General features: G+C 62.2%; 27 protein-coding genes. 13 read left to right on the top strand and 14 right to left on the bottom strand.

The features are described 5' to 3' along the window. The first annotated feature begins 25 nt into the window (after window positions 1-25). From PF1751_RS24640 to PF1751_RS24660, 5 genes are all read left to right on the top strand, one after another. The gene (locus tag PF1751_RS24640) at window positions 26-460 is read left to right on the top strand and encodes a hypothetical protein (RefSeq protein WP_028618099.1); all 435 of its coding nucleotides are present in this window, start codon (window positions 26-28) and stop codon (window positions 458-460) included. 290 nt (window positions 461-750) lie between these two features. Beyond that, window positions 751-993, top strand: a complete 243-nt coding sequence (locus tag PF1751_RS24645) for an exodeoxyribonuclease VII small subunit (RefSeq protein WP_044287957.1) — start codon at window positions 751-753, stop codon at window positions 991-993. Next, window positions 990-1,877 carry a (2E,6E)-farnesyl diphosphate synthase gene (ispA, locus tag PF1751_RS24650; protein ID WP_010206824.1) on the top strand — a complete coding sequence of 296 codons (888 nt, stop codon included), beginning with the start codon at window positions 990-992 and terminating at the stop codon, window positions 1,875-1,877. The genes PF1751_RS24645 and ispA overlap by 4 nt, the downstream gene beginning before the upstream one ends. A gap of 110 nt (window positions 1,878-1,987) precedes the next feature. Then, complete coding sequence (gene dxs, locus PF1751_RS24655) at window positions 1,988-3,886, top strand: 1-deoxy-D-xylulose-5-phosphate synthase (RefSeq protein WP_010206825.1); 1,899 nt, start codon at window positions 1,988-1,990, stop codon at window positions 3,884-3,886. A gap of 156 nt (window positions 3,887-4,042) precedes the next feature. Continuing rightward, window positions 4,043-5,938 carry a TonB-dependent receptor domain-containing protein gene (locus PF1751_RS24660; protein ID WP_010206826.1) on the top strand — a complete coding sequence of 632 codons (1,896 nt, stop codon included), beginning with the start codon at window positions 4,043-4,045 and terminating at the stop codon, window positions 5,936-5,938. A gap of 93 nt (window positions 5,939-6,031) precedes the next feature. Here the strand turns inward: PF1751_RS24660 and PF1751_RS24665 are convergent, their stop codons facing one another. The 11 genes from PF1751_RS24665 to nrdR all read right to left on the bottom strand — a co-directional run bounded on the left by PF1751_RS24665 (window position 6,032) and on the right by nrdR (window position 14,250). Further along, window positions 6,032-6,820, bottom strand: a complete 789-nt coding sequence (locus tag PF1751_RS24665) for a cobalamin-binding protein (RefSeq protein ID WP_044287958.1) — start codon at window positions 6,818-6,820, stop codon at window positions 6,032-6,034. Further along, on the bottom strand, window positions 6,817-7,236 hold the full coding sequence (locus tag PF1751_RS24670) for a nuclear FMR1 interacting 1 family protein (protein WP_010206829.1): 420 nt from the start codon (window positions 7,234-7,236) through the stop codon (window positions 6,817-6,819). Before PF1751_RS24670 ends, PF1751_RS24665 begins: the two co-directional genes overlap by 4 nt. Continuing rightward, a complete protein-coding gene (ribA, locus tag PF1751_RS24675) occupies window positions 7,233-7,850 on the bottom strand; it encodes a GTP cyclohydrolase II (protein WP_010206831.1) in 618 nt (205 codons plus the stop codon). The genes PF1751_RS24670 and ribA overlap by 4 nt, the downstream gene beginning before the upstream one ends. A 150-nt stretch (window positions 7,851-8,000) precedes the next feature. Continuing rightward, window positions 8,001-8,720, bottom strand: coding sequence for a substrate-binding periplasmic protein (locus PF1751_RS24680; protein ID WP_010206832.1), 720 nt, complete (start codon window positions 8,718-8,720; stop codon window positions 8,001-8,003). Window positions 8,721-8,786: 66 nt separating this feature from the next. Continuing rightward, window positions 8,787-9,752, bottom strand: coding sequence for a thiamine-phosphate kinase (gene thiL, locus PF1751_RS24685; RefSeq protein ID WP_010206834.1), 966 nt, complete (start codon window positions 9,750-9,752; stop codon window positions 8,787-8,789). An 18-nt stretch (window positions 9,753-9,770) separates the two neighbouring features. Further along, a complete protein-coding gene (gene nusB, locus PF1751_RS24690) occupies window positions 9,771-10,271 on the bottom strand; it encodes a transcription antitermination factor NusB (RefSeq protein WP_010206836.1) in 501 nt (166 codons plus the stop codon). Continuing rightward, entirely contained in the window at window positions 10,268-10,744 is a 477-nt protein-coding gene (gene ribH, locus PF1751_RS24695; RefSeq protein ID WP_003194576.1) for a 6,7-dimethyl-8-ribityllumazine synthase, read from the bottom strand. Before ribH ends, nusB begins: the two co-directional genes overlap by 4 nt. Before the next feature lie 90 nt (window positions 10,745-10,834). Next, window positions 10,835-11,926, bottom strand: a complete 1,092-nt coding sequence (ribBA, locus tag PF1751_RS24700; RefSeq protein ID WP_010206838.1) for a bifunctional 3,4-dihydroxy-2-butanone-4-phosphate synthase/GTP cyclohydrolase II — start codon at window positions 11,924-11,926, stop codon at window positions 10,835-10,837. Window positions 11,927-11,941: 15 nt separating this feature from the next. After that, window positions 11,942-12,604: a riboflavin synthase gene (locus PF1751_RS24705; RefSeq protein ID WP_010206841.1), complete on the bottom strand. Its 663-nt coding sequence runs from the start codon at window positions 12,602-12,604 to the stop codon at window positions 11,942-11,944. A 48-nt stretch (window positions 12,605-12,652) separates the two neighbouring features. Further along, complete coding sequence (gene ribD, locus PF1751_RS24710; protein WP_010206842.1) at window positions 12,653-13,789, bottom strand: bifunctional diaminohydroxyphosphoribosylaminopyrimidine deaminase/5-amino-6-(5-phosphoribosylamino)uracil reductase RibD; 1,137 nt, start codon at window positions 13,787-13,789, stop codon at window positions 12,653-12,655. Then, window positions 13,786-14,250: a transcriptional regulator NrdR gene (nrdR, locus tag PF1751_RS24715; protein ID WP_010206843.1), complete on the bottom strand. Its 465-nt coding sequence runs from the start codon at window positions 14,248-14,250 to the stop codon at window positions 13,786-13,788. Before nrdR ends, ribD begins: the two co-directional genes overlap by 4 nt. Before the next feature lie 140 nt (window positions 14,251-14,390). Between nrdR and PF1751_RS24720 the strand changes: the two genes are divergently transcribed. The 3 genes from PF1751_RS24720 (at window position 14,391) to trxA (ending at window position 16,523) form a co-directional block, all read left to right on the top strand. Continuing rightward, window positions 14,391-14,846 (top strand): YbaY family lipoprotein, encoded by a 456-nt coding sequence (locus PF1751_RS24720; protein ID WP_010206844.1) that lies wholly within the window; start codon window positions 14,391-14,393, stop codon window positions 14,844-14,846. Further along, window positions 14,843-15,499 carry a class I SAM-dependent methyltransferase gene (locus PF1751_RS24725; RefSeq protein WP_010206845.1) on the top strand — a complete coding sequence of 219 codons (657 nt, stop codon included), beginning with the start codon at window positions 14,843-14,845 and terminating at the stop codon, window positions 15,497-15,499. Before PF1751_RS24720 ends, PF1751_RS24725 begins: the two co-directional genes overlap by 4 nt. A gap of 151 nt (window positions 15,500-15,650) precedes the next feature. Next, window positions 15,651-16,523, top strand: coding sequence for a thioredoxin (trxA, locus tag PF1751_RS24730; protein ID WP_010206846.1), 873 nt, complete (start codon window positions 15,651-15,653; stop codon window positions 16,521-16,523). On the opposite strand, the gene PF1751_RS24735 is transcribed toward trxA, so the two are convergent. Continuing rightward, window positions 16,520-16,867, bottom strand: a complete 348-nt coding sequence (locus PF1751_RS24735; protein WP_010206848.1) for a hypothetical protein — start codon at window positions 16,865-16,867, stop codon at window positions 16,520-16,522. The genes trxA and PF1751_RS24735 overlap by 4 nt on opposite strands. 130 nt (window positions 16,868-16,997) lie before the next feature. Here PF1751_RS24735 and PF1751_RS24740 point away from each other — a divergent pair, with 130 nt between their 5' ends. The 5 genes from PF1751_RS24740 to PF1751_RS24760 all read left to right on the top strand — a co-directional run bounded on the left by PF1751_RS24740 (window position 16,998) and on the right by PF1751_RS24760 (window position 21,033). Continuing rightward, window positions 16,998-17,600 carry a DUF2796 domain-containing protein gene (locus PF1751_RS24740; protein ID WP_010206849.1) on the top strand — a complete coding sequence of 201 codons (603 nt, stop codon included), beginning with the start codon at window positions 16,998-17,000 and terminating at the stop codon, window positions 17,598-17,600. Between the two features lie 138 nt (window positions 17,601-17,738). After that, on the top strand, window positions 17,739-18,449 hold the full coding sequence (locus tag PF1751_RS24745; RefSeq protein ID WP_010206851.1) for an ABC transporter ATP-binding protein: 711 nt from the start codon (window positions 17,739-17,741) through the stop codon (window positions 18,447-18,449). Between the two features lies 1 nt (window position 18,450). After that, window positions 18,451-19,716, top strand: a complete 1,266-nt coding sequence (locus tag PF1751_RS24750; protein ID WP_010206853.1) for an ABC transporter permease — start codon at window positions 18,451-18,453, stop codon at window positions 19,714-19,716. 11 nt (window positions 19,717-19,727) lie between these two features. Next, entirely contained in the window at window positions 19,728-20,240 is a 513-nt protein-coding gene (locus PF1751_RS24755; protein WP_044287959.1) for a DUF3299 domain-containing protein, read from the top strand. A 94-nt stretch (window positions 20,241-20,334) separates the two neighbouring features. Beyond that, window positions 20,335-21,033 carry an OmpW/AlkL family protein gene (locus PF1751_RS24760; protein ID WP_010206855.1) on the top strand — a complete coding sequence of 233 codons (699 nt, stop codon included), beginning with the start codon at window positions 20,335-20,337 and terminating at the stop codon, window positions 21,031-21,033. Window positions 21,034-21,097: 64 nt separating this feature from the next. On the opposite strand, the gene PF1751_RS24765 is transcribed toward PF1751_RS24760, so the two are convergent. Then, window positions 21,098-21,982, bottom strand: a complete 885-nt coding sequence (locus PF1751_RS24765) for a sugar nucleotide-binding protein (protein ID WP_010206856.1) — start codon at window positions 21,980-21,982, stop codon at window positions 21,098-21,100. An 86-nt stretch (window positions 21,983-22,068) separates the two neighbouring features. Continuing rightward, a complete protein-coding gene (locus PF1751_RS24770; RefSeq protein ID WP_044287960.1) occupies window positions 22,069-24,153 on the bottom strand; it encodes a mechanosensitive ion channel family protein in 2,085 nt (694 codons plus the stop codon). Window positions 24,154-24,198: the final 45 nt, after the last annotated feature.

Genomic DNA, 24,198 nt, shown 5'->3' on the forward strand with positions numbered 1-24,198 from the left:
CCCTTACCGACAAGAAGGATTCACGATGCCTACATGGACAAGGCTGTTGCTGGCAGGACTTTTGTTGCCGGCCGTGCTGTTTATCAACGGGTGCCACCTGATTGCACAATCGCGTTGGGAAGGCCGTGACGTGCAAGAGGCGCTGGATTTATTCGGCAAGCCCGACTCGATGAAGAAGCAGAATGCACCCAATGGCGACACCCAGGTGGTGATGACCTGGCACAAGTCCTCATCCTGGACGACCACCGAAGCCGCTGGGACTTCAATGAACCACACCGGGAACGGGATGGTGTATACGGAGTATTACCAGCAAGTCGGGCACAGTTCGGATTGCAAGCTGGAAGCCACGGTGGATAAGGCGAAGAAGATCGTGCTGTTCAGGATTGAGGATGGCCGGATCCTGCATGGCAAGTGCCTGAACGTGCCATTTGTGCCGGGGTATATTCCGCCGGGGTTTTGAGGCTGGGATCGTTTGTGCAACAGCGTGTTGCACGAACGAGAACCGAGGCTAGATGCTTGACTGTCGCCGCTAAAGCATCCCCTCCCCTGAAACCCCAGCGAACTGGACGTGCAGCTCACTGCGCTGGAAAAGATGCAGACAGGGCTGACTGCCTGGTCCGGCTGCCCGGTGGCGGCCTCAGCACCCGGTATCAGGCCAAGACAGCTGGCAAGTGACACCCCCGCTCATTTGCCCCAATCCCCCATGTCTGCTAGTGTCGCGCCGGTTTACCGTCTACCGGAATAGCCGCCATGGCCCGCAAAAAAGTTGCACTCGATTTCGAACAATCCCTCGCCGACCTGCAAGCCCTGGTCGAGCGTCTGGAGAACGGCGAGTTGTCGCTGGAAGACTCGTTGACGGCGTTTGAGCAAGGCATCGGCCTGACCCGCGACTGCCAGAGCGCGCTCGCGCAGGCGGAGCAGAAGGTGCAAATGCTGCTGGAGCGTGACGGGGAGTTGGCCGAAGAACCTTTCGATGCGGAACAGCCGGAATGATCGATGCGTATCAGGCCAGTAGCCAAGCCCGGGTCAATGCGGCGCTGGAGCCCTTGTTTGTTGCGCCAAGCCCTGAACTCAAGCGTCTTTACGAAGCCATGCGCTACAGCGTGATGAATGGCGGCAAGCGCGTGCGTCCGTTGCTGGCGTATGCGGCGTGTGAAGCCTTGGGCGCAGCCGCTGAGCAGGCCAATGGCGCGGCCTGTGCGGTGGAGTTGATCCACGCCTATTCCCTGGTGCATGACGACTTGCCGGCGATGGACGACGACGATTTGCGTCGCGGCCAGCCGACCACTCACAAAGCCTTTGATGAAGCCTGCGCGATCCTCGCCGGCGATGGCCTGCAAAGCCTGGCGTTCAGCGCATTGCTGGACCCGGCGCTGAGCAGCGTCAATGCCGAGATCCGTTTACGCATGGTCACGGCGCTGGCCGTGGCAGCGGGCCCGGCCGGGATGGTCGGTGGCCAGGCCATCGACTTGGGGTCGGTGGGCCGGAAGCTTGATCAACAGGCGCTGGAATACATGCACCGCCACAAGACCGGTGCCTTGATCGAAGCCGCCGTACACCTGGGCGCCCTGGCCAGTGGGCGTGCGCAAGCCGCTCAATTGGCGGCGCTGAAGACCTACGCGCTGGCCATCGGCCTGGCGTTCCAGGTGCAGGACGATATTCTCGACGTAGAAAGTGACACTGCCACTCTGGGCAAACGCCAAGGTGCCGATATCGCACGGGATAAACCGACATATCCTGCACTGCTCGGGCTGGAAGCCGCCAAGGCCTATGCCCTGGAGCTGCGTGACCAGGCCCTGGACGCCCTGCGACCTTTCGACGCGGCGGCCGAGCCACTGCGTGACTTGGCGCGGTATATCGTCGAACGCCGGCACTGATAACGGCGGCCTTTGCGGCCGCATATCGGCCAAGTTGGGCGCTCTGCGTGGGCAGTTCGCGATGCTTGAGGTAAACTGCCGCCTCTTCTATACCTATAACGATTCGCCTGATGCCCACGACGTTTCAAGAGATTCCCCGCAAGCGCCCGTCCACGCCCCTGCTTGACCGTGCTGTCACGCCGGCCGGCCTGCGTCGATTGGGTGAAGCCGAGCTGGAAACCCTGGCCGATGAGTTGCGCCTGGAATTGCTCTACACGGTCGGCCAGACCGGTGGGCATTTTGGCGCCGGCCTGGGCGTCATCGAGCTGACCATCGCCCTGCATTACGTGTTCGACACCCCGGATGACCGGCTGGTGTGGGACGTGGGCCATCAGGCGTATCCGCACAAGATCCTCACGGGTCGCCGCGAGCGCATGGGCAGCCTGCGCCAGAAGGACGGCATTGCCGCCTTCCCGCGCCGCGCCGAGAGCGAGTACGACACCTTTGGCGTCGGCCACTCCAGTACCTCGATCAGCGCCGCGCTGGGCATGGCGATTGCCGCCCGCCTGCAAGGCAGTGATCGCAAGGCGATTGCGGTGATTGGTGATGGCGCGCTGACCGCCGGCATGGCCTTCGAAGCGCTCAACCATGCGCCGGAAGTGGATGCCAACATGCTGGTGATCCTCAACGACAACGACATGTCGATCTCGCGCAATGTCGGCGGCCTGTCCAACTACCTGGCCAAGATCCTCTCCAGCCGCACGTATGCCAGCATGCGCGAAGGCAGCAAGAAGGTCCTCTCGCGTCTGCCTGGCGCGTGGGAAATTGCCCGTCGTACCGAAGAATACGCCAAGGGCATGCTGGTGCCCGGCACCCTGTTCGAAGAGCTGGGCTGGAACTACATCGGCCCGATCGACGGCCACGACCTGCCGACCCTGATCGCCACGCTGCGTAACATGCGTGACCTCAAGGGGCCGCAGTTCCTGCACATCGTCACCAAGAAAGGCAAAGGCTTCGCCCCGGCGGAAGTCGACCCGATCGGCTACCACGCCATCACCAAGCTGGAGCCGGTGGACGCGCCTGCCGCTGCGCCGAAAAAGGCCAGCGGGCCGAAGTATTCCGGTGTGTTCGGCGAATGGCTGTGTGACATGGCCGCCGCCGATCCGCGCTTGGTGGGCATTACCCCGGCGATGAAGGAAGGCTCCGACCTGGTCGCGTTCAGCGAGCGCTTCCCACTGCGTTATTTCGACGTGGCGATTGCCGAGCAGCACGCGGTGACGTTCGCCGCCGGCATGGCCTGTGAAGGTGCCAAGCCGGTGGTAGCGATCTATTCCACTTTCCTGCAACGCGGTTATGACCAGCTTGTTCACGATGTGGCGGTGCAGAACCTCGACGTGCTGTTTGCCATCGACCGCGCAGGCTTAGTGGGCGAAGACGGCCCGACTCACGCCGGCAGCTTCGACCTGTCCTACCTGCGCTGCATCCCCGGCATGCTGGTAATGACGCCAAGCGACGAGAACGAACTGCGCAAGATGCTCAGCACCGGCCACCTGTACAACGGCCCGGCGGCCGTGCGTTACCCGCGCGGTAATGGCCCGAATGCAGTGATCGAGAAGGATCTTGAGCCCATCGAGATCGGCAAGGGCATCGTGCGTCGCCAAGGCAGCAAGACCGCGTTCCTGGTGTTTGGCGTGCAATTGGCCGAAGCCTTGAAAGTCGCCGAAAAGATCGACGCCACCGTGGTCGACATGCGCTTCGTCAAACCCCTGGATGAAGCCTTGGTACGTGAGATTGCCGGCAGCCACGAATTGCTGGTGACCGTCGAAGAAAACGCCATCATGGGCGGCGCCGGTGCGGCAGTCAGCGAGTTCCTGGCGCGGGAGAACATCCTCAAGTCGGTGCTGCACCTGGGCTTGCCGGATGTGTACGTCGAACACGCCAAGCCGGCGCAGATGCTGGCGGAATGCGGGTTGGATGAAGCCGGCATTGAGGCATCGGTGCGCGAGCGCATGGCGCTGCTGGGCCTGTAACCCAATCTCCCGGCTGAAACGGGGACTAAAATGTGGGAGCGGGCTTGCTCGCGAAAGCGGTGTATCAGTCACTACTTATGTGGCTGCCTCACCCCTTCGCGAGCAAGCCCGCTCCCACATTGGTTTTGTGTCAATTTTAACAGCCGTGGACCGCCCATGAATCGCCTCTGCTTCGCCCTGCCCTTGCTGCTGCTAACCTCTCCGGACCTGCTCGCCGACACCCGCGACGACGCCCTGAAACTTCCCAACGTGGTCATCAGCGCGAACCGCCAGGTGCAGGCACGCAACGACAGCAGCGCCGCCAACACGGTGTTCACCCGTGACGACATCGACCGCCTGCAACCCACCAGCGTCACCGACCTGCTCAGTCGCGTGCCTGGCGTGCAGGTCGCGCCTACCGGTGGACGCGGCAGTTTGCCGGGGATCTTCATTCGCGGCACCAAATCCGCGCAAAGCCTGGTATTGGTGGACGGCCAACGTATCGCCAATACCACCTCCGGCGACAGCGGCTTGCAATACCTGAACGTCGACCAGATTGAACGAGTGGAAGTGCTGCGCGGCTCACGCTCGGTGATCTACGGCAGCGATGCGATTGGCGGGGTGATCCAGGTGTTTACCCGCCGGAATACCGAGCAAGGCCTGCAACCACGCCTGAAGTTGGGCTTTGGCAGCAACCAGACCTGGGAGCGCAGCCTTGGCCTGTCCGGCGGCGATGAACACACCCGTTTCAACCTCGGCGCGAGCCTGGATGACACCGCGGGTATCAACTCGACGCATACATCATTCCCCAGCGATGGCGACCATGACGCCTACCGCAATCAGTCCCTCAGCCTGAACCTCAGCCATTCCTTCAGCGATGAGCTGGAGGCCGGTTTCAACCTGTTGGATAACCGCGGCAAGTCAGAGTACGACAACAGTTTCGGCCGCTACGACGCCACTACCGGGCGAACGCTGGGGCAAAAGCCCTACACCAACTACACCGTCAGCAGTGCCAGCGGCTATGTCGATGCCAAGCTCAACGAGCGCTGGCAATCACGCCTGGAGTTAGGCCACAGCGAGAACCGCGATACCAAGCGCGACACCCTCAGTGACGATTTCAGCGTGTTCAACACCTACCGCGACTCGGTCAACTGGCAGAACGACCTGACGCTGAACGACCGGAACAGCCTGATTCTCGGCGGCGACTGGTATGAAGACCGCTTCCACGGCTCCACCCTCTTTACCGAAAACAGTCGCTGGAACCGCGCGGCCTTTGTGCAGCATCGGTTCAAGGGTGATTGGTTTTCCACGGAACTGGGCCTGCGACGTGACCAGAACCAGCAGTTCGGTGGACAGAATAGCTGGAGCGGCACCCTGACCTTGCCGGTCAACCCGGACAACGATGTGTTGCTGAGCTACAGCGAAGGCTTCCGTGCGCCGACCTTCAACGACCTGTATTACCCGGATACGAAGTACAGCAACCCCAACCTGCAGCCCGAAACCTCAAAGAGCTACGAACTGCAATGGCGCAGCCAGTTGAGCGACAGCACACGCCTGGAAGCCTCGCTGTACCGCACCGACTTGAGCGATGCGATCATCCTCGACCGCTCCGGCAAGCCGCAGAACGTGGCGTCAGCGCGCATCAACGGCTTTGAAGCCGCGCTCAAGCAGGAGCTGTTCGGCTGGCAAGGCAACCTGGGGCTGTCGATCATCGACCCACGCGACCGCGACAGCGGACACACCTTGGCCCGCCGGGCGCGGCGTACGGTGAATCTGGATCTGGATCGGCAGTTCGACAAACTGGGGGTGGGCGCCAGTTGGCAGGCCATCAGCAGCAGTTATGACGATGAGGACAACACCCACCGCCTGGGCGGGTATGCCTTACTGGGATTGCGCAGCAGTTGGGCGCTGAATCGGGAAGTGGCGTTGTCGTTGAAGGTCGACAACTTGCTGGATAAGACTTATGCACGGGCGCGCTATAGCTATAACGACCCGACATACGCCAATAATCAGGATTACCGAGAGGAAGGCCGGGTGTGGATGCTTGGGGTGACTTGGACACCGGACATTTGATCGTCGCCTGTACGGGCCTCTTCGCGAGCAAGCCCGCTCCCACAGGGCAAACGCATTCCAAATGTGGGAGCGGGCGTGCTCGCGAAAGCGGTATCACTTGTTAGGTGCAATCACCTGACACAGCCGCGCCACCGCCTCCAGCATCTGCCCGCTGGGCCGCTCCAGGCCTTTGTCTGGCACCAACCGCACCCGCTCCGCCATCGCTGGCCAGACCTTCCAGGCCTCCCTCTGCGCTTGATCCCCGACCAGAATCAATTCGGGGTCACGCTGCAACACCGACTCTATGCTCACCTGCGGCGCCGGCAGCTTGAGATCGTCGAACACATTGCGCGCCCCGCACACACTCAACGCATCGCTGATGATTTGCCCACCGCCCACGGTATACAGCGGCTGGTTCCATACCTGGTAAAACACGCGCAATGGTTCGACACGCTGATAGCGCTGACGCAGGTCGGCCAAGCGTTGGCGCAAGTGCGCGGCCAATTGACGACCGGACTCAGGTCGCCCCAATTGCTCGGCGATCGCCTGGACTTGGGTGGTGAGCTGTTCAAGGCTATGGGGTTCGGCGACATAAATCGGGATGTTCAGGCGCTGCAATTGCTCACGCTGGGCCGGGCCGACGCTGCCGGGCCACAGCAGGATCAGGTCGGGCTTGAGGCTTAGCAGGCGCTCCATGTCCAATTGGCCGTAATGCCCCACCGACGGCACTTGCGCCAGGGCAACCGGACGATCGCCGCCGTCGAGCACACCCACCAGCAAGTCGGCGGCGCCCAGTTCGACGACGATTTCAGACAGGGACGGCGCCAGGCTGACCACCCGCTCGGCCGCCAAAGCCTGAGCACAGAACGCCAGCAGCAGGACCGCCAGCCAGTGACGCCTCATCCTAATTGACGGGGGATGCGGTAAAGGTAAAACAGCACCAGCGTCGACAGCGCCAGCAGGAACAGCGGCACGGCTTCCAAGCCAACGAACACGGCCAGCGCGCCGATCCAGGCCGGCACGGCCGCCACTAGCAACGCCGTGCGCCGACGGGCCGCCAGGGTGATCCAGGCAGCCGGCTCTTCGGGGGTATCGAGGGCTTTGGAGGTGGCGATCAACGCGTGTTTATAGCCGTTGAAGTAACGCAGGCTAAGAAACATCGAGGCCACGCCAGCAATGAAGAACGGCATGGCCAACACTGGCAGCAAGGACTCCGCCTGACCAAACACCAGGTTGATCACGAACAGGGGGAACAACGCCAGGGCCAGGTACTGCCACCAGTTGAAGGACAGTCGCCGTTTCACCTGGCCACGGGTCACGCGCGGTCGACCTCGCCCTGATGCTCGTTGCCCATCATGTGGTCGAGCTTGCTGGCCTTGGTGGCCAGGTAGAGCTTGTTGTGCGGGTTGTGCCCGGTGTGCAGCGGCACACGCTCGGCCACGGTGATGCCCATCTCGGTCAACGCTTTGACCTTGCGCGGGTTGTTGGTCATCAGGCGCAGGGATTTCACGCCCAGATGCTCCAGCATCGGCAGGCAGATCGCGTAGTCACGCTGGTCGGCGGCAAAGCCCAGGCGCTCGTTAGCCTCGACGGTATCGGCGCCGCCATCTTGCAGCTCGTAGGCGCGGATCTTGTTCATCAGGCCAATGCCACGACCTTCCTGACGCAGGTACAGCAACACGCCGCGACCTTCACGGGCGATGGCCCGCATGGCGGCTTCCAGTTGCGAACCGCAGTCGCAACGCTGGCTGAACAACGCGTCGCCGGTCAGGCATTCGGAATGCACACGACCCAGCACCGGCGCGCCATCAGCGATATCGCCCAGGCTCAGCACAACGTGCTCGCGCCCGGTGGCGTCTTCGAGGAAGCCGTTAATGGTGAACGTGGCAAAAGGGGTAGGCAGCTTGGAAGCGGCGACGAAAACGACGGGCACCGTGTGCTCCTGATTTCAGTTTTTACGATGGCGGCCATTGTAACAGCAGCTTCCTACGGACGCTTAAGCTGAATTATCGCTGATAAAGATCAATCGGTTCGATTGGCCTTCTTATTGATTCTATGTAGACGTGCGCTTGCTCGCGCCTACTTAGAACGGATATGGCTGTTTCCAGCGTTCAAAAATCGCCTTCAACGCGCCGCTTTTCACCAGAACAGCCATGCGTTGGTCGAATACAGCCATCAAGGCGCGACCTCGTTCATTATCGGCAAACCCGATATAAAGCGGGATTTCGACGATGTGGGTCAGTCTGAATCTGGACGGGTCATCCGCCTGATTGAGCACGTACTGGGCCTCGGTCAGCGCATCGATGTAGAAGTCGGCTCGCGCGTGTTCCAGCATCGGCAAAATGCCGTCGCGGCGCTCGATTTGGTTGAAGCGCTGCACAGTGGGCAAGTACTCCTCGTACTTGTAGCCACGCACCCAGGCCAAGCGGTAATTACCCAGCGTAGCCAGCGTCGGCGCCGGCGTACCGGCCAGGCCGAGGGCGTAGATGTGGTCGGAATCGAAATTCCAATGGGGGTACAGCACCCCGGTGGCTTCCTCACGATAGGAACCGACCCAGCCATCCACTTCGCCGCGCTGGGCCAGGCCGACCGAGCGGGTGTAGGGCACTGAACGCGTCTGCAGCGTTATTCCGGCGGGTTCAAACACCTGGCGCAGTACGTCCCAGGCCAGGCCGCTGCCATTTTTGTTGGTGTAGTCGTTCCACTCCTCACTGGCCAACACGACCTTGCCGGGCGCGTCCTGCGCCTGGACGACCGCCGTAAAGACACACAGCACTATCAGCAGCCAACGGCGCACATCCATGGTGGCGACCTCCTACAGGGCCTTGCATCCGTGATTACGCGATAAAGGGTAGCGCAGCGCACCGACTCAGGGGGTCTGCTGAAAGTGTTGATAACCATGGATGGCTGGCGTGATGTCGTGCCCGTTGCCGTCGAGCAGCGTCACGCCCTGCCCCGCCTCGACCCGGCCGATCACATGGACCGGCCAGCCGTCGGCCAGCAACGATGCCAGCTCGTCGGATGGCAAGGTGAACACCAGCACGTAGTCGTCGCCCCCGCTCAGGGCCGCGACGCGCGCCGCATCCTCGCCGACAAACGCCAACAACGCCTGGGACAGGGGCAAGCGCTGGCGTTCGATCAACAGGCTGACAGCCGAGGCCGTGGCGATATGCCCGCAATCGGCCAAGAGACCGTCGGAAATATCCATGGCAGCCGTGGCCTTGCCGCGCAGTGCCAGCCCCAGGGCCAACTGCGGCTGCGGCGACCAGTAGTGGGCCAGTAGCGGATCGGCAACGGCCGCGTCAGCATTGCGCTGGCCCAATACCAACGACAACGCGCCGGCGGCATTGCCCAATTCACCGCCGACACACAGCAGGTCACCCGGCCGCGCACCGCTGCGGGTCAAGGCTTGCCCGGCGGGTACGCGACCAAACACGGTCAGGGTCAGGCTCAAGGGGCCACGGGTGGTATCGCCGCCCACCAGGCCCACGCCGCAGCGCTGCGCCATGAGGTTCAAACCCTCGGCATAGCGTTGCAGCCAATCGGCATTGACGGTCGGCGTGGTCAGGGCAAGGGTAAACGCGAGAGGATGGGCGCCCATGGCGGCCAGGTCGCTGACTGCCACGGCCAACGAGCGCTGGCCCAGCAGGAACGGGTCGCAGGGGTCGGCAAAATGCACCCCGGCCACCAATGTATCGGTGGAGACTGCCAACTGCTCCCCGGCAGGGAGCGCCAGCAAGGCGCAGTCGTCACCGATCCCCAAGGCAATGCCCTCGCCGCCCTGCGCACAAGGCGCGGCGGCGAAGTAGTTGCGGATCAGCTCAAACTCGCCCATTCAGGTCCCAAGCGCGGTTTAGCGCTTGTACGCCTTCACTTCGGCTTCACGCAGGCGCGGAGCCAGCTTGTCGAGCACGCCGTTGACGAACTTGTGGCCGTCGGTCGAACCGTAGACTTTCGCCAACTCGATACCTTCGTTGATTACCACGCGGTACGGCACGTCGACGCGATACAGCAGTTCCCAGGCAGACAGCCGCATCACGCACAGCTCAACCGGGTCCAGCTCTTCGATGGTCAGGTCCAGGCAAGGTGCCAGGGCTGTATCGATCTCGGTCAGGTGGGCATGTACACCGTGCAGAATGTCGTGGAAGTACGGCAGGTCGGCGAAGGTAAAATCGTTGTCGACGCGAAACTGTGCTTCGATCTCGTTCAACGAAGCGCCCGCCAGGTGACGCTGATACAGCGCCTGGGTCGCCAACTGACGAGCAGCGCGACGCTTCTCGTTCTTGGATGGCTTGCCAGCATCGGCTGGACGTGGCTCGCGCGGGTTGAAGTTGTCGCTCTCGTCGGAAATCACTTGGCCTCCAACTGCGACAGCAGGCTGACCATTTCCAGGGCGGACAGGGCAGCTTCAGCGCCTTTGTTGCCGGCCTTGGTGCCGGAACGCTCGATGGCTTGCTCGATGGAATCCACCGTCAGCACGCCGAAAGCGACGGGTACGCCGAACTCCATGGACACCTGGGCCAGGCCCTTGGTGCATTCACCTGCCACGTATTCGAAGTGCGGAGTACCGCCACGAATGACCGCGCCCAGGGCGATGATCGCCGCGTATTCACCCTGCTGAGCAACTTTTTGCGCAACCAGTGGAATTTCGAAGGCGCCAGGGGCGCGGATGAGGGTGATATCGCTCTCGCTCACACCGTGGCGAACCAAGGCGTCCACGGCACCGCTTACCAGGCTTTCAACCACGAAGCTGTTGAAGCGGCCAACCACCAGGGCGTAGCGGCCTTTGGGGGCGATGAAGGTACCTTCGATGGTCTTCAGGGTCATTCGACAAATCTCTTAAAGAGCCGGGACGCGTGTATGACGCGTCCCTTAGTGATATTTGAACCACGAACAAGGGGCGAAAATCGCCAGCCTTTATTCGGAGGGCACGTATTCTACTACTTCCAGGTCGAAACCGGATATCGCATTAAATTTCATTGGCGCACTCATCAGGCGCATTTTGCGCACGCCCAGGTCACGCAGGATCTGCGAACCGGCACCGACGATGCTGTAGGTGGTCGGTTTTTTCACTGGCGCGTGATCAGCCGTTTCGCGGATATGCGCCAGCAAGACATCGCCATCCAACGGGTGACCGAGCAACAGCACCACACCACTGCCGGCCTCGGAAACCGCAGTCATGGCGGCGCGCAGGCTCCAGCGGCCGGGCTGCTTGACCATCAACAGGTCGCGCAATGGGTCCATGTTGTGCACGCGCACCAAGGTCGGCTCTTCGGCGCAAATGGTGCCCAGGGTCAGGGCCATGTGCACGTCACCTTCCACTGAATCACGGTAGGTCACCAGATTGAATTGGCCCAATTCGCTGTCCAGTGGCTGCTCGGCAATCCGCTGAACGGTACGTTCGTGGATCATGCGGTAGTGAATCAGGTCGGCGATGGTGCCGATCTTGAGGTTGTGCTCGGCGGCAAACGCCTCGAGTTCGGTGCGACGGGCCATGGTGCCGTCGTCGTTCATCACTTCGCAGATCACCCCGCTCGGCTCGAAACCGGCCATGCGCGCCAGGTCGCAGGCGGCTTCGGTGTGGCCGGCGCGGGCCAGGGTTCCGCCGGGCTGGGCCATCAGCGGGAAGATGTGGCCGGGGCTGACGATGTCTTCGGCCTTGGCGTCTTTCGCGGCGGCGGCCTGCACGGTGCGTGCACGGTCAGCAGCAGAGATACCGGTGGTGACGCCGGTGGTGGCCTCAATCGATACGGTGAACTTGGTGCCAAAACCCGAGCCATTGCGAGGTGCCATCAACGGCAGCTTGAGCAATTCACAACGCTCACGGCTCATGGGCATGCAGATCAACCCGCGGGCGTGCTTGGCCATGAAGTTGATGTGCTCAGGCAGGCAGGCCTCGGCGGCCATGATGATGTCGCCTTCGTTCTCGCGGTCTTCGTCATCCATCAGGATGACCATCTTGCCTTGGCGGATGTCTTCAACCAGTTCTTCGATGCTATTGAGCGCCACGCGGCACCCCCTTGGTCAGGATTTCAGGTAGCCGTTAGCGGCCAGAAAACTTTCGGTGATGTTACCGGTGGCGGGCTCTGCGGCCTTATCGCCCAGCAACAGGCGCTCCAGGTAACGGGCAAGCAAGTCCACTTCCAGGTTCACCCGGCGACCCGGCTGGTAAGACGCCATGATGGTTTCGCTGAGGGTGTGGGGAATGATGGTCAGTTCAAACTCGGCGCCATTCACGGCGTTCACGGTCAGGCTGGTGCCATCGACGGTGATCGAGCCTTTGTGGGCGATGTACTTGGCCAATTCTTTCGGCGCGCGGATGCGAAACTCCACGGCACGCGCGTTTTCGCTGCGGGCAACCACTTCGCCGACGCCGTCGACGTGGCCGCTGACCAGGTGACCACCGAGACGGGTGGTGGGGGTCAGGGCTTTTTCCAGGTTGACCGGGCTGCCGGCCTTGAGGTCGTTCATCGCGGTGCAATCCAGGGTTTCCCGGCTGACATCAGCGGCAAAACCATTGCCCGGCAGTTCGATGACGGTCAGGCAGACGCCGCTGACGGCAATACTGTCGCCCAGCTTGACGTCACCCAGGTCGAGCTTGCCGGTTTCAACCAGCAGGCGTACGTCGCCGCCTTTTGGGGTCATTGCACGGATGCTGCCGATGGATTCGATAATGCCGGTGAACATTTCGTTCTCCTGAAAACGAGGGGCTGACGCGCAAGCGCAGGCCGGGAATTATACGCTCGCTGCTGGCACAGGGATGGCAGTGACTCGCCAGTCGTCGCCTACAGCGCGCATTTCAGTGATCTTGAGTTGGGGGGCGTTGGCCAGTTTCTCAAGCGGCCAGTCCAACAAAGGCCGGGCGGCGGAGCCGAGGAACTTGCCGGCGATGAAAATCACGTATTCATCCACCAGGCCTTGCTGGGCAAACGCACCGGCCAGGCTTGGGCCGGCCTCCACCAACACTTCATTGACGCCACGGGCTGCCAGCGCGACCAGCGCCGAGCGCAGGTCGACCTGACCATCGACGCCCGGTACCACCAGGCACTCGGGGCCACGGGGAAACTGGTTTTCCGGGGTTACGCAGGTGATGACCAGCGCCGGCCCGGCCTTGAAGAACGGCGCATTGAGCGGCACGCGCAGGCGGCCGTCGATCAACACCCGCAACGGCGGACGTGACATGGCCAGGGCGGTGGTGGCTTCGTCCAGGCCGAGTTCGGCGGCGCGCACGGTCAGGCGTGCCCCGTCGGCCAGCACCGTATCGGCGCCGGTCAGCACCACGCTGGCCTCGGCGCGCAGGCGCTGCACGGCGGCGCGAGCGGCGGGGCCGGTGATCCATTGGCTTTCGCCGTTGGCCATCGCGGTGCGGCCGTCCAGGCTCATCGCCAGCTTGACCCGCACGAAGGGCAGGCCGTGTTCCATGCGCTTGAGGAAACCTGGATTCAGCGCGCGCGCTTCAGCTTCCAGCACCCCGCTACGGACCTCAATACCGGCCTGAGCCAAGCGCTGCATGCCGCGCCCCGCCACTTCGGGGTTCGGGTCCTGCATGCCAGCCACAACGCGAGCGACACCCGCAGTGACCAACGCATCAGCGCAGGGCGGCGTATGCCCGTGGTGGCTGCACGGTTCGAGGGTCACATACACCGTGGCGCCACGGGCCCTGGCACCAGCGGCGCGCAGGGCATTGGGCTCGGCATGGGGTTCGCCGGTTCGCTCATGCCAGCCTTCGCCGACAATCTGCCCGTCACGTACAATCACGCACCCCACACGCGGGTTGGGATGGGTGGTGTACAGGCCCTTGCGCGCCAGTTCCAGGGCACGGGCCATGTAATGGGCGTCGAGCACAGCTTGTTCGGCAGGCAGTGGGTTCATTCTTTGGCAGGCTCACGGGCCAGGCGGTCGATCTCTTCGCGGAACTCGTTGAGGTCCTGGAAGCGTCGATACACCGAGGCGAAACGGATATAGGCAACTTCGTCGAGCTTTTGCAGCTCGCCCATCACCAGTTCTCCAACCACCAGGCTCTTGACCTCGCGCTCACCGGTCGCACGCAACTTGTGCTTGATATGCACCAGCGCCGCCTCCAGCCGCTCGACACTCACCGGGCGTTTTTCCAGGGCGCGCTGCATACCGGCGCGCAGTTTTTCTTCGTCGAAAGGCTGGCGGCTACCGTCGGATTTGATCAGACGTGGCAATACCAGTTCGGCGGTTTCAAAGGTGGTGAAACGTTCACCGCAGGCCAGGCATTCGCGCCGGCGACGCACTTGATCGCCCTCGGCGACCAGACGCGAGTCAATGACCTTGGTGTCGTTGGCACCGCAGAAGGGACAGTGCATGGTGGGCAGGCAACAAATAAAGGGAGGGCCATGGTAGCGCATCCCCGTGGCAAGACAAGCCATAGCCTTTACGGTATATAGGCTGACTATTATGTTTCATATTTTTTTAGCCACGGATTTTGTCCTTTCTGGAGCCGTACATGCAGTTACGACCACTTGTTTTGCTCACCCTGTTCAGTTTCCTGGTCGCCTGCAGCAGCGAAGCCCCCAAGCCGGCCGCACCTCAACCCACTCCCGCGCAAGAGAAAAAAGTACCTGGCATTGAGGACCTGGGTCCCCTGCCCGCCTATCAACGGGAAATCAGCGGCAGCCTGACCAACATTCCGGCGGGTGCCGAAGTCGAGATGGCGCTGCTGGTGATCGACGACCGTTCGCGCCCGCAACAATTGCTGGCCAGCAGCGTATTGAGCGGCAACGGCAAGCCCCTGGCCTTTCGCCTGCGCTTCAACCCCGAAGCCTTCCCGGCCGGCGCGCGGGTTGAACTGCGTGGCCGCGCCAGCCAATCCGGCCAGTTGATCCTGCACCTGCCCGCCGTGCGTGTGACCCAGGCGATCAACCAGTCCACCGGCCCCCTGCAACTCGTCAAGGCACCATGACGCCACCGCTGGACCTGCAAGCCGCGCTGAGCGGACTGATCGGCGACGCGCAACTGGTGCCCTGCCCGCTGCCGGGCACCGCGTTGTCGTTATGGCTGCTGGATGCGGACAACATGGACCGTGCCTTCAGCCCCGAGGAAACCCGGCGCATCCTGCATGAACCGCCCTACTGGAGTTTTTGCTGGGCCAGCGGCCTGGCGCTGGCGCGGTACCTGGCGGCGAACCCTGAGTGGGTTGCGGGCAAGCGCGTGCTGGATTTTGGCGCGGGTTCAGGTGTTGCAGGGATTGCGGCGGCCAAGGCCGGCGCACGGGAAGTGGTGGCCTGCGACCTCGACCCACTGGCGTTGGCGTCCTGTCGAGCGAATGCCGAACTCAACGGCGTAGCACTGGGTTATTCGGCGGACTTCTTCGCCGAAGCCGACCGCTTCGACCTGATCCTGGTCGCCGATGTGCTCTACGACCGGGCGAACCTGCCGTTGCTGGATCAATTCTTGACCCGTGGCCGTGAAGCGTTGGTGGCGGATTCGCGGGTGAGGGATTTTCAGCACCCGGATTATCAGCGGCTGGAGATCCTTGATGCATTGACGTTGCCGGACTTGGCGGAGCCTTGGGAATTTCGCAAGGTAAGCCTGTACCATTCGCGGCGCGCATGAGACCTTCGCGAGCAAGCCCGCTCCCACACTTGGGCCCGTTCCCCCTGTGGGAGCGGCCTTGCTCGCGAAAGCGGTGCCAACTCCACCGCACTTTCAGCCAACCGCGCCAGCCCTTATAGTTGCCCCATTCCCGCTTTATTCGAGACGCCCGATGAGTGAACCCACGCCGTACATCTTCGATGTCACCACTGCCACGTTCGACCAGGCGGTAATCCAGAACTCCTTCGAGAAACCCGTGCTGGTGGATTTCTGGGCCGAGTGGTGCGCGCCCTGCAAGGCGTTGATGCCGATGCTCGCGAAGATTGCCGAGAGTTATCAGGGCGAGTTGCTGTTGGCCAAGGTCGATTGCGAGGCCGAGCAGGACATCGTCGCGCGTTTTGGCATTCAAAGCCTGCCGACGGTGGTGCTGTTCAAGGATGGCCAGCCGGTGGACGGGTTTGCCGGGGCGCAGCCGGAGTCGGCGGTGCGGGCGCTGTTGGAGCCCCATGTACAGATGCCACCACCGGCGGCGGCGAATCCGTTGGAGCAGGCCCAGGCCTTGTTTGCCGAAGGTCGCATCAGCGATGCCGAAGCGGTGTTGGTGGCGCTGTTGGGCGAGGACAATACCAACGCTGCGGCGCTGATCCTGTACGCACGCTGCCTGGCCGAACGCGGTGAATTGGGCGAAGCCCAGACCGTGCTGGACGCGGTTAAAAGCGACGACCACAAAGCCGCCCTCGCCGGTGCGAAGGCACAGATCACCTTCCTGCGTCAGGCTGCCGACCTGCCGGACGCCGCCGACCTGAAAAGCCGCCTGGCGCAAAACCCGCAGGACGACGAAGCCGCCTATCAACTGGCGATCCAGCAACTGGCGCGTCAGCAGTACGACGCGGCGCTGGAAGGTTTGCTCAAGCTGTTCATCCGCAACCGCAGCTACAGCGAAGGCCTGCCGCACAAGGCCTTGCTGCAGGTGTTCGAACTGCTGGGCAACGATCACCCACTGGTGACCGTGTACCGCCGCAAGTTATTTGCCGCGCTGTACTAATCGCCGACCCAGCTGTACAGCGGCGTATCCCCGCCGCTGGCAACCTTCACCTGGGCGCTATGGCGCAGGCGCACCAACAGACGCTTGCCCGCCGAAGCGTCGCCGGCCAAGCCTTCCAACTGGTCAAGCAGCTCCAGGCCACTGAGTTGCCCTGCCTCGCGCAACAGGTCCTGGGCACTCTGCCATAGATCATCATTGTGTTTGACCGGAGCCACCGGCGCAGCCGTCGCGCTGGCCACGGGCGTCGCCTGCAACTGTGCGCCGAGCCGCGCCCAGTCGCCGTCGTCCAGCTCCAGGGTCAAATCCACCGGCAGGTCGCCGACGGTTCCACGAATTCGCAACATCGTCCTTACTCCTGCAGTTTTCTGACAGGCATGCTCCCATGCGGCTTGCGCAACGCCAAGCGGGCGGTCAAACTCTGGGCACATTGTTATAAGATCACATAACAAAACTTTCATGTTCTGGAGCCTTCTCATGCGCCGTCTGTTGCTTGCTTTGCCGTTTGCCCTGCTGCCATTGGCGGTTGCCCACGCTCATGATGATCACGACCATGAACACCCTAGCCTTGGTGCCCATGAACACGGCGTGGGCCGTCTCAACGCGGTGCTCGACGGCCAGGCCCTGGAGCTGGAGCTGGATAGCCCGGCAATGAACCTGGTGGGTTTCGAACACCTGGCCACCACCCCGGCAGACAAAGCCAAGGTCGCCGCCGTGCGCAAACAGCTGGAAAACCCTGTCGCCCTGTTCAACCTGCCTAAAGCCGCCGGTTGTGTGGTCAGCAGCCAGGCACTCAACAGCCCGCTGTTCGGCGACAAGCCCGAGGCCGACCATGATGACGATGATGACCACGCCACCGACGGCAAAGGCGCGGCCGCCCACGAACACCATCACGACCACAGCGAAATCCACGCCCACTACCAATTCACCTGCGCCACGCCGACGGCCTTGAGCAACCTCGACCTGACCCAGGTGTTCAAGACCTTCCCCGCCACCCAGAAAATTCAGGTACAACTGATCGGCCCGAGTGGCCAGCAAGGGGTTGACGCAACGGCCACAGCAGCCACCCTGAAGTTCTGATTTGGCTGTGGGAGCTGGCTTGCCTGCGAAGGGATCGCCTCGGTCTGTCTGCAAAAACCGAGTCGCCCGCATCGCAGGCAAGCCAGCTCCCACAATGGATCGGCGTCATTTTCCACCACCAGGCAATACTGATTTCCCATGACCCACGCATTGATCGAACTGTCTGACCTGGGCTTCAACTGGCCCAATCACCCACAGTTGCTGGACATCCCTGCGTTCCGCCTGGAAGCAGGAGAAACCCTGTTTCTCAAGGGCCCGAGCGGCAGTGGCAAAACCACATTGCTGGGCCTGCTTGGCGGGGTGCAGAAACCCAGCCGGGGCAATATCCGCCTGCTCGGCCAAGAACTGACCGAGCTTTCGGCTGGCGCGCGCGATCGTTTTCGCGTCGACCACACCGGCTACATTTTCCAGCAGTTCAACCTGCTGCCATTCCTCTCGGTACGCGAGAACGTCGAGTTGCCCTGCCACTTTTCCACACTGCGTGCGCAACGGGCGAAACAGCGCCATGGCAGTGTCGACCAGGCCGCCGCCGCTTTACTCGCGCACCTGGGATTGAAAGACAAATCCCTGCTGGAGCGCCGCGCCGACTCACTTTCCATCGGCCAGCAGCAGCGGGTGGCCGCCGCCCGTGCGTTGATCGGCCAACCGGAACTGGTGATCGCCGACGAACCCACCTCGGCCTTGGACCACGACGCCCGCGAAGCCTTCCTACAGCTGTTGTTTGCCGAATGCCGTGAAGCCGGCGCCAGCCTGTTGTTTGTCAGCCATGACCAGAGCCTGGCTTCGCTGTTCGACCGCAACCTGTCGCTGGCCGAACTCAATCGCGCCGCCACGCCCGCAGAGGTTTGAGATGTATCTGTTCCGTCTAGCCATGGCCAGCCTGGCTAACCGTCGCTTTACCGCGATCCTCACCGCATTCGCCATCGCCCTGTCGGTGTGCCTGTTGCTGGCGGTGGAGCGCGTGCGCGTTGAGGCGCGCAACAGTTTCGCCAGCACCATCAGCGGCACCGACCTGATCGTCGGTGCGCGCTCAGGTTCGGTGAACCTGCTGCTGTACTCGGTGTTCCGCATTGGCAATGCCACCAACAACATCCGCTGGGACAGCTTCGAGCATTTCGCCGCCAGCCCTCAGGTGAAATGGGCGATCCCGATTTCCCTCGGCGACTCCCATCGCGGCTACCGTGTGATGGGCACCAATGAATCCTACTTCGAACATTACCAATACGGCCGCAAGCAAAACCTCGAACTGGCCAGCGGACGCGCCTTCGCCACCGACCCGTTTGAAGTGGTGCTCGGTGCAGAAGTCGCCGACGCGTTGCATTACAAACTCGGCGACAAACTGGTGCTGGCCCACGGCGTAGCCGTGGTCAGCCTGGTGAAGCACGATGACAAGCCCTTCACCGTAGTCGGCATCCTCAAGCGCACCGGCACACCGGTGGATCGCACGTTGCACATCAGCCTCGGCGGCATGGAGGCGATCCACATCGACTGGCACAACGGCGTGCCGGCCCAGGGCAAAGGCCGCATCAGTGCCGACCAGGCGCGCAACATGGACCTCACGCCGCAGGCCATCACCGCGTTCATGCTGGGCCTGAACAACAAGATTTCCACCTTCGCCCTGCAACGGGAAATCAACGAGTTCCGTGGCGAGCCGATGCTGGCGATCCTGCCCGGCGTGGCGCTGCAAGAGTTATGGAGCATGATGGGCACCGCCGAAAAAGCGCTGTTCGTGATCTCGCTGTTCGTGGTGCTTACCGGCTTGATCGGCATGCTCACAGCGATCCTCACCAGCCTCAACGAACGCCGCCGCGAAATGGCGATTTTGCGCTCTGTAGGTGCGCGCCCTTGGCATATCGCGACGTTGCTGATCTTCGAAGCCTTCGCCCTGGCGCTGTCCGGCGTGGTAGCCGGCGTTGGTTTGCTTTACGTGTGCATCGCCGCCTCACGCGGGTATCTGCAGGCCAATTACGGCCTGGACCTGCCGATGTCCTGGCCGAGCGAATATGAATGGACGCTGCTCGCCGGTATCCTGGCCGCCGCACTGTTGATGGGCAGCGTGCCCGCGTGGCGTGCCTATCGGCAATCCCTGGCCGATGGCCTGTCCATACGTTTATGAGGAAGGCCTTGATGCGTCGCGTCCTGTTTGCATTGTTTCTGCTGATCGCGCTGCCCGCCTGGGCCGCCGAGCCCAAAGAGCTGACCTGGTCGGAACTGATCCCACCGGATGCCGAGCCGGAAGTGCCGAACATGCAACCGCTGCACAATCTCTCCGGCATGGCAGATGCCCTGGAGTCGGCACCGGCTGCCAAGCAGGAAATGCCCAACGCGCCGGTGGTGCCAGGGCTCAATGGCCAGCACATTCGCTTGCCCGGCTACATCGTGCCACTGGAGGTCAGCGAAAACGGGCGCACCGCCGAGTTCTTGCTGGTGCCGTATTTCGGCGCGTGCATCCATGTCCCGCCGCCGCCCTCGAACCAGATCGTGCATGTCAAAAGCGAAATCGGCGTGAAACTCGATGAGCTGTACCAGCCGTACTGGATCGAAGGCGCGATGCAGGTCAAGCCATCCACCAGCGAGCTGGCCGATGCCGGTTACCAGATGGAAGCCGAGAAGATTTACATGTACGAACTGCCGGAATAGCGCTGATCGCCCTTTCATTGAGCTGAGTCAAAAGACCGGGCGGAACGATCTTTACCATTGGACGTACAACTTTTAAACGTCCTTTGGAGCTCCCATGAACAAGTCTCTGCTCGGCGCGTCCCTCTTCGCGCTCGCCCTCGTCGCCCCCGTCGTACACGCTCATGAAGCGGGTGACATTCTGGTGCGTGCCGGTGCAATCACCGTGAACCCGAAGGCGGACAGCGGTCACGTCAAAGTTGACCAGGGTCCATTGGCGGGCGCCAACCTGGGCGGCAAGGCGACCATGAGCAGCGATACCCAACTGGGTCTGAACTTCGCCTACATGCTGACCAACCACGTCGGTATCGAACTGCTGGCCGCGACGCCGTTCGAGCATGATGTGAAGATCAAGAACACCGCCCTTGGCGCCGCCAACGGCAAGCTCGGCACCCTGAAACACCTGCCGCCGACCCTGAGCATCGTGTACTACCCACTGGACAACAAGTCGGCCTTCCAGCCGTACGTGGGCGCCGGTATCAACTACACCTGGATCTACGACGAACACGTCGGCAGCCGTGCTCAAGGCGCCGGCTTCAGCAACTTCAAGGCTGAAAACTCCTGGGGCTGGGCCGCGCAGATTGGCGCGGACTACATGATCAACGACAAGTGGATGATCAACGCCCAGGCGCGCTATATCGACATCAGCACCAAGGCGACCGTGGACAACAATGCCCTAGGCCAAGGCACCCGCGCCAAGGTCAATGTGGACGTGGATCCGATGGTTTACATGGTGGGTATCGGCTACAAGTTCTAAGCAACACTGCATAACCAATGTGGGAGCGGCGCACCGCCGCTCCCACATTTGGTTTTGCGTGTATTCAGCTGTGGCGGTAGAAACGATCCAGCAACGCCGGCAGCCCGGCCCGCCATGCCCGTGGCTTGATGCCGAAGGTGTGGAGGATTTTCTTGCAGGCGAGCACCGCGTGTTGCGGTTCTTCGCTCGCATCCGGCCGGGCCGCGTGGGCCTGGGCGGTGGGGGATTCGATCGCCAGCAGATGGTAGCTGCGCGCTTCGGTGAGGATCGCCTGGCCCAGCGCCAACGGCGTGGTCGCCTCTTGGCCGGCATAGTGATAGGTGCCCCACAGCGGCGCCGCACAATCGAGCTGCTTGAGCACCGAGATGATCACCCGCGCGGCATCGTCCACCGGCGTCGGATTGCCGCGACGGTCGTCCGCCATCAGCAATTCATCCGGTTTCTCCGCCCGGGCCAGGAAGCGCCCGAGGGTGCCGTCAGCGCTGTCATCCAGCAGCCAGCCAAACCGTAGCAACACATGTTGCGGGCAGGTGGCGCGCACACTTTGCTCGATGCGCCACAACGCCTGGCCGCGCAGGCCCAGGGGCACCGGCTCGTCCTTTTCGCTATAGGCGGTAGCGCGGGAGCCATCGAACACGCGGTAGCTGGACGGTTGCAGCAGGGTGATGTTGTGGTGCTGGCACAGCTCGGCCAGGCGCTCGATGGCGAACTCTTGGCCAGCCAGGCGGGTTTCGCTGACCGCTTCGGCCTGGAACCAGTCGAAATAGTAGGCGAGGTTGATCAACGCATCGGGACGGGTGTCGTCGAGCAATTGGGTGAGGCTCGCGGCATCCCAGCCGTCTTGGGGCGGTTTGGGTGCGAGGAAACCGATGTCTTCCTCTGCACCGAGGCGAATCAGCGCCTGCCCGAGGGCATTCCCGCCGCCCAGTAACATAAGGCGCATTCGCATAGATTGAGCAGGCCCGGTCAGTATGGAACGATGGTTATTAGGTATTTATCAGAATCGTTGCATTTTGCGGGTTTGTAGCGCAACCGTCACGGATTAACTATCTTCGCGCCAGCCTCGGTAGGTTCATGCTCAAGGGCCGTCCGCGCAGGCACCAGGACCTGCTGTGGATAAGTCTGCGCGAAATGCACCTCGCCACAGTTATCCACAAGCTTTTTCAAGCGCTGGTTGAACGCGCGACTCACCGCATATTGCCCGCCCGACACCGTGCGAAACTGCGCAGTGAGCACCACGCCATTAAGGTCCATCTTGTCGACGCCAAACACCTCCAGCGGCCCTTGCAGGTTGTACTTGAGGAACACGTCATCACGGATCGACTGCCCCGCCTCGCGGATCAGCTCCACCGCCTTGTCCACGTCCGTGTCGTAAGTGAACTGCACCGAGAAGAACGCATACGCAAATTGCCGCGACTGGTTGGTGACCGCCTTGATTTGCCCGAACGGCACCGAGTGCACAAAGCCCTTGCCATCGCGCAGGCGCAGGGTGCGAATCGTCAGGCCTTCGACGGTACCGGCGTGGCCCGAGTCGAGCACCACCCAGTCGCCAATGGACAGGGTGTCTTCGATGATGATGAACAGCCCGGTGATCACGTCCTGCACCAGTTGTTGCGAGCCGAAACCAATGGCCAGGCCGACCACCCCGGCACCGGCCAGCAGCGGCGCGACGTTGATCCCGAGATTGGCCATGGTAGTGATCGCGCAGATCACCACCAGAATGATCTTCACCGCATTGCGCAGCAGCGGCAGGATGGTTTTCACCCGTGTGCTGGGCTGGCGACTGGAGCGTTTGTTGACCGGCGGTTTCAACGCTTCCTGGATAGCCGTGTCGAGCACCACCCAGAACAGCCAGGTCATCAGCAGGATCAGGCCGATGCTGCTGAGAGAATCACTGATCGCCCGACCCACCGAATTGCGTTGGGCGAATTCGAACAGCGACACCCCCCAGATCCGCCCGAGGATCTCGATAAACGCGATGGCCATGACAATACGCAGGATCGCGTGCAACAGGCTGAGGAAGCGTTCCTTGTAGGCACTGCTGCGCTGGATCGCCACCTGGCTGCGCGACTTGAACAGGTGTTGCAACACCGTGCTGAGAAACACCGTGCCGATCAGCAGGATCGTGGTGAACAGCGCGCAACGCAGGGTCTTCTGATTATCGTCGCCGGCGCCGATCAGGTTGATTGCCGAGACCAGCACCATCAGCAGAATCGGCCAATACCACAACCCGGAAAACACCCGCAGTGATTGCTGCAACGCCGGATGTTTGAGGCGTTGGGCCAACGGCCGGTTACGAATCAGATGAGCCACCGGCCGACGCAGTCGTACCACCAGCACGCCGAAGATCACCGCCGCGAACAAACCGGTAAACACCGCGATACTGCTGGTGATATTGCCACCGAGCTGGCGAGCGATCTGGGGGCTGGTCAACGCATCGCTGAGGGCCGCGAGAAAGCCGATCAGGAACAGCGGTTTGGGGCAGTAGCTGCGAATAATCCGAACCGCCGGGCGCTTGTGTCCGACATTGAACATGACAATGACGCACAACAGCATCGAGGTGGAAAAAATGCCGCTGCTGGTGGCGTAGGCAAAACACAGCGCCAGCGCGCGACCTATGGAGGTGGGTAAAAAGTGGCTGACATACAGGGTCAGCGGCAGGCAAATCAGCGCAGGAATCGTATAGGGAATCACGTACCCGAGCACTGCCAGCAGGCGCTCGCGCCGCTCGAAGAAAGTGCGACGGCCCAAGCGCTGCACGATAAACCGCCCCAGGAGCGTCAGCACCACAAAAGCCCCGCACCACACGCCGGACAGCAACAGGAAATCCCCCGCCACGCTCCAGGGTGAGCGCGCAGCCGTCTGATTGACCAACCGCCCGACCTCATTGGCCGCTCGGTCCGCCCGCAGGCGCCACTCATCGATCAGGTTCTGATTGAGATCGAGCTTTTGCTGTACGTCATCAATGCTGGAACTGATCGCCCCCAGCAAACCGCCCTCCACCAGCAATTCCGGCTTCGCCGGCGCTTCAGGTTCAGGCGCCGTGGCCGCAGCCTGTAGCGCGCCACTGCCGCAGAACAGCAGCGCGCCGAGCAGTAATGCAGTCTTTAGATTCAGCAAAACACCGGGCTCCTTCAGAAGGGTCTGTAAGGAACTGACGGGTTT

The organism is Pseudomonas simiae (assembly GCF_000934565.1).
Classification (GTDB): domain Bacteria; phylum Pseudomonadota; class Gammaproteobacteria; order Pseudomonadales; family Pseudomonadaceae; genus Aquipseudomonas; species Aquipseudomonas simiae.